The following is a 13,790-nucleotide window of genomic DNA, read 5'->3' as shown; positions in this document are numbered from 1 at the left end:
GCCGGCGCCCATAATCCCAAGTTATCCTCCCAGCCTGAAGGTACCAACCGGCTGCATAATATCGTCTTCTCTAAGGTGCGATTTCGTTGCAATCTCGCACCAAAAAAGGTCAAACAAAACAGGTTTCTGAAAGCGTGAAAATAGTTCACAAAACCGTTGGTAAATTATCTACAATGCGCGCGCCTCAACACCAAGGAAACGGATAAGAATGAACAATACTCAACCAAATTTTGCGCTATCCCCCCGCTCCAACCTGCAACTTAATGGTCGCTGTGGATTCAACATTCAAAACGACCGCGTCAGCATCAACATCGACAGCATCGCCAACCAACGGGACAACACCAACCTGAGTGGCACCCTGGCCATCGAACTGTGGGCGTTGAAACAACCTTACCAGGGCGAGCATTTTGAGGGCGTTGCCCTGGCCGGCACCACCATCGGCGAAATCCAGGGTCAGCACTTTATTCCCAACTGCCAATATGATCTGATGTTCAGGGAGCCCCCGGCGGGCAACTGGCATCTGGCATTGATGTTGCGCGAGTGGAATGGCGCTGCCTATGAAACCCGCGACTGCGTGAACTTCGCCGTGCCCTACAGCGCCAGCTGGGTGCCCACCGTGGTGAAAAAGCCTTCCGACAACGTGATTAGTGTCAGCTTCAATGAGACGGAAAAAACTGAGCAAACTGGTGCGAAAGCAGCGGCGAAGAAGCCAGCTAAGCCTGCAGAAAAAGCCGCAGCCAAAGCGGAGCTTGACCAAACCGCAAAAACGGCTGCAAAAAAAGCTGAGCCTAAGGCGGCGCCAAAAGCACAGGACGGCACCCTGTGCCTGAATACCGCCAGCCAGAAAGAAATTGCTGCCATCAAAGGTGTGTCCACCAAGCTGGCCGCCCGTCTGGTGGAAGCCCGCCCCTTCAAAACCCTGGATGAGGTTTTGAAAGTGAAAGGCATGGGCGCCAAGCTCCTGGCCAAAATCGAAGAAGTCATTACGCTGTAACGGCGTTACCTGGTTTGACCCCTTTGGCCTGACCCCTTAGCCCCCGGCCCCCGACACAGGGTTGCCTCGGGGGCATTCCATTAAAAAGCCTCACACCTGGCCGCATCCTGTGCCAAAATGTCTTATAGAACATTGCTTTGGAATTCAGGAACGCACGTGGCACGCTGTAGAGCCCCCTCATCCATGGGATTGGAGTTTCCACTCCCCGACAATTTGCTGACCCATTATCTGCGCAGTGAGGAAGATGCTGTGCAGGAATTGCTCATGGGCTACACCCTGGACACCGCCGCCCGGGATCGCATTCGTGCCCAGGCCAGCGAGTTCCTGTTGGCAATCCGCAACACCAAGCCCGGAATCCGGGTGGAAACCCTGCTCAAGGAATACGGCCTCGATAACAAAGAGGGGGTGACCCTGATGTGCCTGGCGGAGGCGTTATTGCGCATTCCGGACCAGGAAACCGCCGAGCGCTTCCTGCAGGATCGCCTGCAACAGGGCAACTGGGCCGAGCACCTGGGCCACAGTGATGCCCGCTGGGTCAACGCCTCCACCTGGGGCCTGCTCATCACCGGCAAACTGTTCACCAAGGATCACCTGCCCGGCAACTGGCTGTCAGACAGTTTCAAGGGCCTGATCCGCCGCATGGGGGAACCGCTGGCCCTGAGCGCCATTCGCCAGGCCATGATGGTGATCGGGCAACAGTTTGTTGCCGGCGAAACCATTGAAGACGCCCTGCAGCACGCCGAAGGCGAAGCGGAAAAAGGCTACTACCACTCCTACGACATGCTGGGGGAAGCCGCCATGACCATGGCGGACGTGGAACGCTACATGGACGCCTACGAGCACGCCATCAGCTATCAGAGCGAGCGGCTGGAAGCGCGCAAGGATCATGGCGGTATCTCCATCAAGCTGTCGGCCCTGCATCCCCGCTTCGAATTGCGCCAGAGCCGTAACCTGGACCAGCTGCACAACCGCCTGCTGGACCTGTTGTTATTGGCGCAGGAAAAAGACATCGCCGTCACCATCGATGCCGAGGAATCCTGGCGCCTGGAATCCACCCTGATGCAGTTTGCCCGTGCCATCGGCCACAACCGGCTGCGCCATTGGGGCAAGCTGGGGCTGGCAGTGCAGGCCTATCAAAAACGGGCTCCGGCCCAATTGCAATGGCTGATGGATGTGAGCAAAACCCTCCATTGCCAGATTCCGGTGCGGTTGGTGAAAGGGGCTTATTGGGATACCGAGATCAAACAGGCCCAGCAACTGGGGCTGGAGGAATATCCGGTTTATACCCAGAAAGACCACACCGACCTGAGCTTTCTGTACTGCGCCCAGATGCTGCTGGCGGGGCGGCATTTTCTGTATCCGCAATTCGCCACCCACAACGCGCACACGGTGGCCAGCATCCTCACCCTGGCGGAGCAGAATCAGGTACGCCATTTTGAGTTCCAGCGCCTGCACGGCATGGGCGAATCCCTTTACGACCACCTGCTCAGCAGCTACGACGAGGCCCATTGCCGCATATACGCGCCCGTAGGACGCTATCAGGAACTGTTACCGTACCTGGTGCGCCGCCTGCTGGAAAATGGCGCCAATACCTCGTTCGTGCGCCAGGTGCAACTGGCGCAGAGTGACGGCGGCTGGCTGATCGAAGAGCCCAGCGCCAACATCCGCAATATGGATCGCCTGCGCAACCCGAAAATTCCCCTGCCACGGCGGGTGTTTCAACCGGAACGGAAAAACTCCCGGGGCCTGAACCTGGAGAGCATGAAAACCCTGCAGGGCCTGGCCAAATCCATGCAGGAGCGGTTAAAGCAGCAAACCGCCCTGCCCACGGACAACCCGCAGACGGTGGCCATTCACTCCCCCACCGATCCGGAAGAGGTCGTCGGCCATTTTACCAAAGCCGGACGCCAGGATTGTCACCAGACCTTCGACCGCTGCCGCAACGCCTGGAAAAGCTGGCGCTTTGAAGCCGTGGAAGAGCGGGCCAGCCTGCTGGAAGCCACTGCCCGCCTGTATGAGGAACACTATGACGAGCTGATCCTGCTCACCATGCGTGAGGCCGGCAAAACCCTGAGCAACGCCCTGGCAGAGGTGCGGGAGGCGGTGGATTTTCTGCGCTACTACGCCAACCAGGCCCGGCGCCTGTTCGAGCCCACCCAATTGCCCAGTGTCACCGGCGAGGAGAACACGCTGGTGCTGGAAGGCAAAGGCCCGGTGCTGTGCATCAGCCCCTGGAATTTCCCCCTGGCCATTTTCACCGGCCAAGTGTCCGCGGCACTGGCGGCGGGCAACACCGTGATCGCCAAACCCAGCACCCTCACACCGCTGATCGCCAGCCGCGCCATCGAACTGTTTCACCAGGCCGGCTTCCCCAAAGAAGTGGTGCAGACTCTGTTGGCTTCCGGCAAGCTGGTGGAGGACACCATCCTCAAAGAATCCTCGCTACGGGCGGTGATGTTCACCGGCTCCACTGCGGCTGCCAAACAGATCAACCGCAAAATTGCCGAGCGCGACGGCCCCATCATTCCCCTGATTGCCGAAACCGGCGGCCAGAACGCCATGATTGTGGACAGCTCTGCCCTCACCGAGCAGGTGGTGCGGGATATCGTACAGTCAGCCTTTGACAGCGCCGGTCAACGTTGCTCGGCGCTGCGGGTACTGTTCGTGCAAGAGGACGTGAAAGAGAAAACCCTGGACACCCTGATCGGCTATCTGAAGACCATCACGCTGGGGGACCCGCTGGATTGGGAAACGGACATCGGCCCGGTCATCGACAGCCACTCACAGTCGGAGCTGATGCTGCACATCGAACGTTTTCGCCTGCAGGAACGGGTGCTTTACCAGGGCCCGCTGCCGGAGTTGAAGGGGCATTTCGTACCGCCCACCATCATCGAACTGGAAGACCTGAACGAATTGCATGAGGAAGTGTTCGGGCCGGTGCTGCATGTGATTGCCTATTCCGCCGATAAGGTGGATGACATCATCCGCCAGATCAACCGCACCGGCTTTGGCCTCACCCTCGGGGTTCACAGCCGCATCAATCAGTTCTGCGAAACCGTGGCCAGGCGGGCCCAGGTGGGCAACATCTACATCAATCGCAACATGATCGGTGCCACCGTGGGCTCGCAGCCCTTCGGCGGCCAGGATCTGTCGGGCACCGGTCCCAAGGCCGGCGGGCCCCACTACCTGTTGCGCCTGGCCAACGAGAAAACCATCTCAGTGAATACCGCCGCGGTGGGCGGAAATACAAAATTACTGACTGACGATTGAGATCAGGGGCGTGGCAAGGATAAGATAACCCCTGAATATTCGGAGGCTTAGCAACAGAACCATGCAATCTGACGGGATGGGAGAGGCACCCAGCGCCTACGTAAACGGGTTTCGCAACAGCATTCCCTACATCAATGCCCACCGGGGCAAGACCTTTGTGGTGGCGTTTCCGGGGGAGGCTGTGGCGGCACCCCGTTTCCCACAGTTGATCCAGGATGTGGTGTTGCTGCACAGCCTTGGCATCCGGGTGGTGCTGGTGCACGGTGCCCGCCCCCAGATTGATCAGCGTCTGGAAGAAAGCCAACTCCCCATCCAGATTGCCTACCACCGCCGGGTGACCGACCAGGCCAGTCTGCAGGCCGTCACCGAGGCCATCGGCCGCACCGCCATCCAGGTGCAAAGCCAGCTGGTACAGTGCATGGCCGCAGCGCATTTGAATCCCGCCAACAGCGTGGTCTCCAGCGGCAATTACGTGATCGCCAAGCCCTTCGGCGTGCACAACGGCATCGACTACCAACACAGCGGCGAAGTGCGCAAAATCCGCCAGAGCGCCATTCACCAACACCTGGACCTCGGCCATTTGGTGTTGCTTTCCCCCTTGGGCTACTCCCCCACCGGGGAATCCTTCAACCTGTTGTGGGAAGAAGTGGCCGAGGCCGCCGCCACCGCACTGAAGGCGGACAAGATTGTGTATTTCAGCGGTGAAGAAGGCATTTTGAATGACCAGAATCAGTTGGTGCGGGAGCTGACGGTGCCGGAGGCCAACACACTCATCAGCGAACAGATCTCTCCCCATTATACGCTGATCAGCGCCCGCGATGCGGTCACCAAAGGCATCAACCGCGCCCACATCATCAGTTACCATCGCGATGGCGCCCTGCTGCAGGAGCTGTTCACCCTGGATGGCACCGGCACCCTCATCACTCAGCAAATCTATGAAAAAGTGCGCCTGGCCAGCGTGGACGACGTTGCCAGCCTGCTGGAATTGATCGAGCCCCTGGAACAGCAGGGCGTGCTGGTGCGACGTTCCCGCGAACTGCTGGAAAACGAAATTCAGCATTTCACACTGATTGAACGGGATGACAAAATCATCGCCTGCGCCGCACTCTACCCCTTTATGGAAGAACATTGCGGCGAACTGGCCTGTGTTGTGGTGCACCCGGAGTACCGTCAGGGCAGTCGCGGCGATGCATTGTTGAAAGCCATTGAACAACGGGCCGCCATGCTCGGTCTAACCTCACTGTTCGTGCTCACCACCCGCACGGCCCACTGGTTTATGGAACGGGGGTTCCGCAGTGCAGCCATTTCCGAGCTGCCACAACACAAGCAATCCCTGTACAATTACCAACGAAATTCAAAGGTATTCGTGAAACGACTGACAACGGAGCCTTAACGTTGCCACGCACAGTGCCACATGCAGCGGCCCTGAGGGATCACAGCAGAAGATTATGACTTTAACCCGAATGCTCATGCCATTCTTCGCCAAGATGGCTACCAGCCCCAAGACCCGGAACCTCCGCCGGGGCTGGTTCGAAGTAAAGCGACGCCTGCTGCCGTCTTTGAACACGGTCATTTTCTACCATCGGGTGAACGACCCCTATTCGCTTCTGCTGCTGCAAGCCATGCCCCGCTTTCTGGAGGACTTCAAAGTCCAACTGCAGATTCGTTTTGTACTGGATTTACCTGAAGACGCCAACCCCCATCCGGATCTGCAGGCTCAATATGCACTGCAGGATGCCAAGCGGCTGGCCAAGCTGCATGAACTGGTGTTCCCGGCCGACGCCAAAACCCCCAGCTATGACGACGCCCTCAAGGCCACCGCCATCCTGCTCAAACACCAGAACCGGCCCAAGTTACTGCACCTGGTGACCGAGGTGACCGGTGCCCTGTGGGGCTGCAGCACCACCACCTTTCAAAGTGCCGCCAAACGCTACGGCAGCCTGAAAGAGGCGGAAGTCCGCCCACTGCTGATCCAGTCCAGCGCCGAACTGATGGCCCGTGGCCATTACAACTCCGCCATGCTCTATTACGGTGGTGAGTGGTATTGGGGGCTGGACCGCCTGGCCCATCTGGCGGATCGCCTGAACAAACCGGGCATGCGCCGGGCCACCGGTGACCTGGCAGACTACCAACGCCAGTACCGTCATGTGCTGCAGAGCTACAACACCCTGCGCCCCCGCCCCAAACAGGTCAAAACCCTGGACTTCTATTTCTCCTTCCGCAGCCCGTATTCCTACCTGGCAGCAGATCGGGTCTTCAAGCTGGCGGATCTCTACAAGATTCCGGTGATTCCAAAGCCGGTAATGCCCATGGTGAACCGCGGCATTGCGCTGCCCAAATCCAAACGCAATTACATCCTGCGGGACGCCAAACGGGAGGCAGAAAAGTACAACCTGCCCTTTGGCAAAATCTGTGATCCGCTCGGTGACGGTATCCAGCATGCCATGGCACTCTTTGAATTCGCCCAGCAAAAGGGGCTGGACAAGGAATACGTGGTGTCGGTGTTGAGCGGCATCTGGTCCGAAGGGCTGGACGTCTCCCGCAAATCCCACCTCAGGAAAATGGTGGAGCGGGCGGAACTGGACTGGAGTGAAGCGGAAGCCTACCTGGGCACCGACAGCTGGCGCCGTGGCGCTGAGCGCAACCGGGATGAGCTGGGCAAGCTGGGCCTGTGGGGTGTGCCGGCGTTCAAATACGGCAGCTTGCTGCTCTGGGGCCAGGATCGTCTGTGGGCACTGGAGAAAGAAGTGTTGGCCGGAACCAAAAACGGAAATTAGGAATTCACTATGCGTTACCTGCTGCTGTTGATGGCCCTGCTGGGTGTCAATGTCACTGCCTGGGGCCAACCCAGCACCCCGGACCTGGGGCAAGTCCAGCAACTGATATCCGCCACCGGCCTGGATAAACATATCCAGCAGATTCCGGCGGTACTGAGCAAAACCGCCAGTGCCGGTGGTGCCCCCACCAGCGCGTTTGTCAGTCCCCTGATGAAAACCATGGCCACGGTGTTCAACCCCGATGAAATGCTCGACACCCTGGCCAAAGACCTGACCCGCCGTCTGGATGTACCCACCCTGCTGGACGCCATGCAATGGTATCGCAGCGATAACGCCCGTGCCCTGATCGGTGCCCACAAGCACGCCACCCAACCGCAGACCATTCAGAAAATGGGGGAAGTGTTGGCCACCCAGCAGAGCCAGGCGTCACCGCAACGGCTGGCGCTGCTGCAACATATGTCCGCCTCCACCCAGGCCAACGACATCGCGCTGGACATGATGGTGAACGTGCAGGCGGCCTTCATGACCGGGCTGGGCACCATGATTGCCCCCAATCAAACCCAGAGCTTCAAACAGGTACACGACAGTTTTGCCGCCACCCGCAACCTGATGGCAGACAAGATTTCCGAGCAACTGCTGCTGCAGCAGACAGTGGCCCTGGAGACAGTCAGTGATGACACCATCCATGAGTTCCTGCAATTTGCCGACAGCCCGTCCGGCAAGAAACTGTTTACCGCCCTGCGCGCATCACTGGATTACACCGTGCAAACCACTGCGGAGCGAATTCCCGCCGTCATGAAAGCCAACAACGCCAAGGCCAGCCAATAAGTTGCGACCGCTGACCCGTGCCCGGGCAACTTTACAGCTGACGGCGAGCTTACTGGTGTGGTTTCTGTTGACGCCAAGCACCGCATTCAGTCAGGCCACCGTATCGATTGCGGCCTGCAACACCGCGCCCACCCCCGACCAGCTGGCCCGCATTGGTGACTGGATCTATCGCAACGAATGCAATCGCGACCCTCGTTGCCTGGTGGAGTGGAATCAGGGTGAAGCCTTCCCATCCCTGGGTATCGGGCATTTCATCTGGTATCCCCAGGGCGTACAGGGTCGGTTTACCGAGAGCTTTCCTGCACTGATCGCCTACCTGCAACAACAGAATATTGCCCTGCCCACCTGGCTGGCCACTCGTTCGCCCTTTACCGCGCCTTGGGCTGACCGAGAAACCTTTCTGCAACAGCGGGACCAGCACCCCGCAGTAGAGTTGCGCCAGTTCCTGGCCCAACACACGGCCGCGCAAAGCGGTTTCATGTTACAGCGGTTACAGCGGGCATTACCCGCCATACTGGATCAGGTACCGGAGGCTGCGCGCGGCCAGGTCAGCCATCAATTGCAGGCTATGTGCCGATCTGAGTTGGGGTGGTATGCGCTGGTGGATTACGTGAATTTCAAGGGCGAAGGCCTGAATCCGCAAGAACGCTACCAGAACCGGGGTTGGGGCCTACTGCAGGTTCTGCTGCTTATGGCCCCAAACCGAGACATTCATCACAGTTTTGCCGATGCGGCGGCGTCTGTACTGACCCAACGGGCAAAACTGGCTCACAATTCAATGGAGCGCGAGCGGTGGTTAAACGGTTGGTTGAAGCGGGTGAACAGTTACCGGGCTTTGCCATAACCCTCACCGCACCGACCTGCCTGAACTACACTTTTCATCAGTACCGAGTTCAGCGCATGACTTAGACCACAGTGGACAACATGATTACCCAAAGGCTATCTGCATTTTTCGGAATATGGGCATTGGCATTGAGCCTGTTGCTGCCCGCCAGTCACTGCCCGGCCAGCGACATTCTCATCAACAATGAACCCGCCTGGGCAACCCCACTCGAAGTGCCAAAGCAATTCGACTACCCGGCTTCTGACATACAAAACGGCATCTACTATCTGATCCTGGATGTGCAGGCACGGGTTACCCCGGACCAGCCCACGCAAACCTACCAGCATTACGCAGAGCACATCGTCAATCAGAACGGGGTCACCGAGAACTCACAGATCAGCATCAACTACGATCCCAGTTACCAGAGCATCCAACTGCATACGCTCCGCATCCACCGTGCCGGCCAGGTCATCGACAAAGTCACCAGCGCAACCATGAAGGTGCTGCAGCGGGAAGAGGAGATGGAGAGCCTGATTTATAACGGCCAGCATACGCTCAACATTATTCTGGACGATGTGCGGGTGGGGGACACCATTGAATACAGCTTCAGCCGCATCGGCTCCAACCCGGTGTACCAGAACCTGTTTGCTTTTCAGCACAGCCTGAACTGGTCGGTGCCGGTGGGGGCGCTGCAACTGCGGGTGCTGTGGGAAAAGCCCAACCCCCTGCAGCACCAGGTAACCCGCTCAAACCTGAAAGTAGAGCAGACCCGCACGGCCGCCGGCATCGAATACCGGATTCAGGATCGCAACATCGCCCTGGTTCCGCTGCAGGATAACGCCCCCGACTGGTATTCCCCCTGGGGCCGTGTCAGCTTCAGCGAACTGGACAGTTGGCAGGCGGTGGTGCAGTGGGGCAACAGCCTGTACCACGACGCCTGGCAGAGCAACGCCGAGCTGGATGCAATTGCCGACGATATCCGCAACACCTCGGATTCCGCTATCCAACGCATCAGCAAGGCCCTGCGTTTCGTGCAGGACGACATTCGCTACCTGGGCATTGAACTGGGGGAAAACTCCCACCGCCCATCGCCGGCCTGGGAAACTCTGCAACGCCGCTACGGTGACTGCAAAGATAAAACCGTACTCTTCATCACCCTGCTGAGAAAACTGGACATCAGCGCCTATCCGGCCCTGGTGAACACCGATCTGGGGGATAAACTGGCGGAGCAACTGCCGTCGACACAGGCCTTTGACCACGTCATCACCTACGTGGAACACAATCACCAGCGCTGGTGGCTGGACCCCACCCGCACCTATCAGTACGGAGCCATCGATTCCATCCATCAGCCGGATTTCGGCAAGGCACTGGTGCTCGGCACGGAAACCGCCACATTGCAGGACATGGACCCGGACAATCGTCGTCACGGCATCAACATCGAAGATCACTTTCGCCTGCATCCGGACACCCGCAAGCCGGTGCAGTTCACCTCAAGCTCACTGTATCTGGGCTGGAATGCCGAACGCCAGCGCAACCGCATCGCCGGTGATGGCCAGGCCAAGTTGCAAAAGCAGTATGTGGAGTTTTTTCAGTACTACTATCCGGAAATCCGCAGCACACAAGCCCTGGAAGTTGAAGACGATGAGCAGCACAATCAACTGCAGGTCAGCGAATACTACGAGATACCTTCGTTCTGGCACGATGACGCAGCAGCCCAGCGCTTCACCGCAGACTTCTATCCCAACGGTCTCAGCTCGTACCTGGAAGTTCCGGACGAACCTTCCCGCCAGGACCCGCTCTATCTCACCCACCCGCATCGGGTGGATCAGACCATTCTGGTGGAGTTCGGTGCTGACGACTGGAACTTTGATGCCGATTCGTTCCGGGAAGACAACCGCTTTTTCACCTTCCGCTACAAGGCCGGTTTTGACCCTAAGGCCAGGCAACTGAAACTGCACTACCACTATCAAAGCAACACCGATTTTGTCGCAGCAGCCGACTATCGGGAATACCGGGAGGCACTGCAACGGGTGCAGGATTACCTGGGATACGGCATCTTCCAGAATTACTCCGCCACCCCTGCCGCAACCGAGTCTACCGATAGCAGCGGGCTGGCCTGGTGGCAGACATTGGATCAGAGCACCATCATCTTCGGCTATCTGGGGGCCTATGTTGTGGTGTTCCTGCTGTGGCGTTTGGAACAACGCCGTCACCCCTTCCAGGGCGAGGCCTATTTTTACCCGGTGCAGCCGGGCAAATTCATTGGCATGTGGGTTATCACCTTCGGCCTATATCCCATGTACTGGTTCTACCGCAACTTTCACTACATCCGTCAGCAACAACAGAGTTCCATCATGCCGCTGCCACGGGCCTTCTTCTACAGTTTCTGGTACTACAACCTGTGGCAGTACCTGAAAAAAGACAACGCAGCACGCCATGCTGAATCGCACCTGCCCAACCAGGCCATCGCCATTGTGCTGGCGCTGGCGTTTCTGGGGGCCGTGATCCTGATGAATGAAAGCCGCTGGTGGATGGCCGGCCTGTTGTTATCGGCCTTCATTTGCATGCCGCTGGCCAATTACATCCAGTTCATCAACCGTGAAAATCCGGACGCCCTGCACCATGCTTCCCGGTGGCGGGTGCACAATTACTTATTGGCACTGTTGTCGGTGCCGTTGCTGCTCCTGATTCAGAGTTCGGATCTGGGCTTCATTCCCAATGCTGCGGTTATTTCCGGAGACCGACTGTGGCAATCGGACATTAAACGCATGCAGCGGGTCGGCGTGGTCAAACCCGGCGATGAGATCCAGTATTTCTACAGCGACGGCTTCCTCTCGGTTATGGAAGACGGCAACGGCATCACCCAGCGACATGTGTTTTCCTACTGGCGCGAGCAGGATGGAACGATCCAGAGTGAAACCGCCAGTTTTGATGACATCGACACCATTGATGTGACCCGGGGCAGCGGCACCGATAATACGGTCATCAGCGTGCAGCGCAAAGATGGCAGTGATTTTCTGCTGTACCTGTCCACGGAAGAGTCCGGCGACGACCGCTTCATCAAAGCCTTGCGTGCGAAGCTGCCGGCCAGCCCTACCGATTCATGAAGACATTGTTCAATGTCCCGATTTTCATAACAGGAGAGACACCATGGCAAATGTTTACGAGCAACCGGATTCCACGCTGATTCACGACACCGCGCTTGAAATGACGTTTTCAAGCCTGGGTATCTGGAGAAAAATTTACCTGGGATTGAACTGGGTTCTGACCGGCCTGGTGGCTGTGTTTTTGATTGTGCAAGGCGCCAGCGGTGCGGCAGAGAATCTGCCGATACTGTATTTTGTCGGCGTGGCCGTGTTCGCCATTGGGTATTGTTATTGGCTGCACTACGCCATCGTCAACCGCAACCTCACCCAGCTCTTAATCATTGGCATCATTAACATCATTCCGTTCTTCAACCCGGTGAGCGCCATCCTGGTGTTTGCCATCCGCTCCACCAGCAAGAAGGAAATCGGCGCCTAGGGCAACCATCGAGTAACCTATAACGCTCAAACCAGCGGACAGCAGACCTGTACCCAGCGTTCGGCACCAACCGTTCCGCACCAATAGCACGCACCCCGCTATCAGGCGCACCAGCGGGGCGCAGCTGTTTTATCGAATCCTCTTCAAATCAAGCGCTTGCAGAGCAGATCTTGGCTTTTCCAGCAGTGGCACAGGCCTTGCTATTCCACTATTGACCATTTCAGAGGAATCAATGGCATCTTGATCTTGCTGTTGGCTCTGACTACAATCTGGCGCTATATCAATGGACAGCTAGGGTTCCGATCAGATTTCATGGCATTGCTTATGAACTGGTGACTGGTCCGAGAGCTGTCGACCTCAGGCACTATGCGATTGACAAACTTCAATCCGCAATAGCCGCACGAGGTTACACGGCGGGACAAAAGCCCGGGAGGCAAGCATGGCCAAGAAGCCATTGACTCCTCTGTGATAAAAACGTGTAACCCTCAGGAGGTTAACCATGATCCACCGTGTCACCGCTGCACTCTGCATTTTCGCTGCTCTGCTGAGCTTTGCTCCCCTCGCCAACGCCAAAGATTCATTCAAAGTTTGTTGGTCCATCTACGTCGGCTGGATGCCCTGGGATTACGGTGCCCAAAAAGGCATTGTAAAAAAATGGGCTGACAAATACGGCATCGACATTGAAGTCGTGCAAATCAACGACTACGTGGAATCCATCAACCAGTACACCGCCGGCCAGTACGACGGCTGCACCATGACCAACATGGACGCCCTCACCATTCCCGCTGCAGGCGGTGTGGATTCCACCGCCCTGGTGGTGGGTGATTTCTCCAACGGTAACGACGGCGTGGTGTTGAAAGGCAAAAAAAGCCTGAAGGACATCAAAGGCCAGACCGTTAACCTGGTGGAGCTGAGTGTATCCCATTATCTGTTGGCGCGGGGTCTGGAATCCGTGGGCATGGCAGAAAAAGACGTGAAAGTGGTGAACACCTCCGACGCAGACATGGTGGCCGCGTACACCACCGACGATGTCACCGCCGTGGTGACCTGGAACCCGCTGCTCAGCGAAATCGTGGGCATGCCCAACAGCACCAAGGTATTCGACTCCTCCCAGATTCCCGGCGAAATCATCGATCTGATGGTGGTGAACACGGACACCCTGAAAGCCAATCCCAAGTTCGGCAAGGCCCTGGTGGGCGCCTGGTACGAAATCATGGCCACCATGAGTGCCGACAGCGACGCGGGCAAGGCCGCCCGTGAATTCATGGGCAAAGCCTCCGGCACCGACCTGGCCGGTTACGAGGCCCAACTGGCCTCCACCAAAATGTTTTACACGCCTGCCGATGCCGTTGCATTTACCACCAGCGACCAGTTGAAAACCACCATGAAGTACGTGGCGGAATTTTCCTTTGATCACGGTCTGCTGGGCGAAGGCGCCGCCGACGCCGGCTTCATCGGCATCGAAACCCCCGCCGGTGTTTATGGTGACAAGGGCAACATCAAGCTGCGCTTTGATCCGACTTACCTGAAAATGGCTGCAGACGGCAAGCTGTAACGCCATCGGGTATCGCTAAAG

Annotated in this window: 9 protein-coding genes and 1 riboswitch; all 9 genes read left to right on the top strand. The window is 57.7% G+C overall.

The annotated features are described in order from the left end of the window. Window positions 1-208 precede the first annotated feature (208 nt). The 9 genes from D9N14_RS03220 to D9N14_RS03180 all read left to right on the top strand — a co-directional run bounded on the left by D9N14_RS03220 (window position 209) and on the right by D9N14_RS03180 (window position 13,769). Window positions 209-994: a ComEA family DNA-binding protein gene (locus D9N14_RS03220; RefSeq protein WP_290576847.1), complete on the top strand. Its 786-nt coding sequence runs from the start codon at window positions 209-211 to the stop codon at window positions 992-994. Window positions 995-1,150: 156 nt separating this feature from the next. Continuing rightward, complete coding sequence (putA, locus tag D9N14_RS03215; protein ID WP_290576845.1) at window positions 1,151-4,264, top strand: bifunctional proline dehydrogenase/L-glutamate gamma-semialdehyde dehydrogenase PutA; 3,114 nt, start codon at window positions 1,151-1,153, stop codon at window positions 4,262-4,264. A gap of 61 nt (window positions 4,265-4,325) precedes the next feature. Then, entirely contained in the window at window positions 4,326-5,657 is a 1,332-nt protein-coding gene (gene argA / locus D9N14_RS03210) for an amino-acid N-acetyltransferase (protein ID WP_290576842.1), read from the top strand. 55 nt (window positions 5,658-5,712) lie between these two features. After that, complete coding sequence (locus D9N14_RS03205; RefSeq protein ID WP_290576840.1) at window positions 5,713-7,041, top strand: DsbA family protein; 1,329 nt, start codon at window positions 5,713-5,715, stop codon at window positions 7,039-7,041. Window positions 7,042-7,050: 9 nt separating this feature from the next. Then, entirely contained in the window at window positions 7,051-7,869 is an 819-nt protein-coding gene (locus tag D9N14_RS03200) for a hypothetical protein (protein ID WP_290576838.1), read from the top strand. 67 nt (window positions 7,870-7,936) lie between these two features. Then, window positions 7,937-8,713: a hypothetical protein gene (locus tag D9N14_RS03195; RefSeq protein WP_290576836.1), complete on the top strand. Its 777-nt coding sequence runs from the start codon at window positions 7,937-7,939 to the stop codon at window positions 8,711-8,713. 122 nt (window positions 8,714-8,835) lie between these two features. Then, window positions 8,836-11,799, top strand: coding sequence for a DUF3857 domain-containing transglutaminase family protein (locus tag D9N14_RS03190; RefSeq protein WP_290576834.1), 2,964 nt, complete (start codon window positions 8,836-8,838; stop codon window positions 11,797-11,799). Between the two features lie 43 nt (window positions 11,800-11,842). Then, complete coding sequence (locus D9N14_RS03185; RefSeq protein ID WP_290576832.1) at window positions 11,843-12,214, top strand: hypothetical protein; 372 nt, start codon at window positions 11,843-11,845, stop codon at window positions 12,212-12,214. A 280-nt stretch (window positions 12,215-12,494) separates the two neighbouring features. Beyond that, a riboswitch (guanidine-I (ykkC/yxkD leader) is annotated at window positions 12,495-12,649 on the top strand. A gap of 64 nt (window positions 12,650-12,713) precedes the next feature. Then, window positions 12,714-13,769 (top strand): putative urea ABC transporter substrate-binding protein, encoded by a 1,056-nt coding sequence (locus D9N14_RS03180; protein WP_290576830.1) that lies wholly within the window; start codon window positions 12,714-12,716, stop codon window positions 13,767-13,769. Window positions 13,770-13,790: the final 21 nt, after the last annotated feature.

It is taken from the genome of Ketobacter sp. (genome assembly GCF_003671495.1).
Lineage (GTDB): Bacteria > Pseudomonadota > Gammaproteobacteria > Pseudomonadales > Ketobacteraceae > Ketobacter.
Note: the sequence above shows the minus strand (reverse complement) of the source record. Positions and strands in the feature narration are given on the sequence as shown.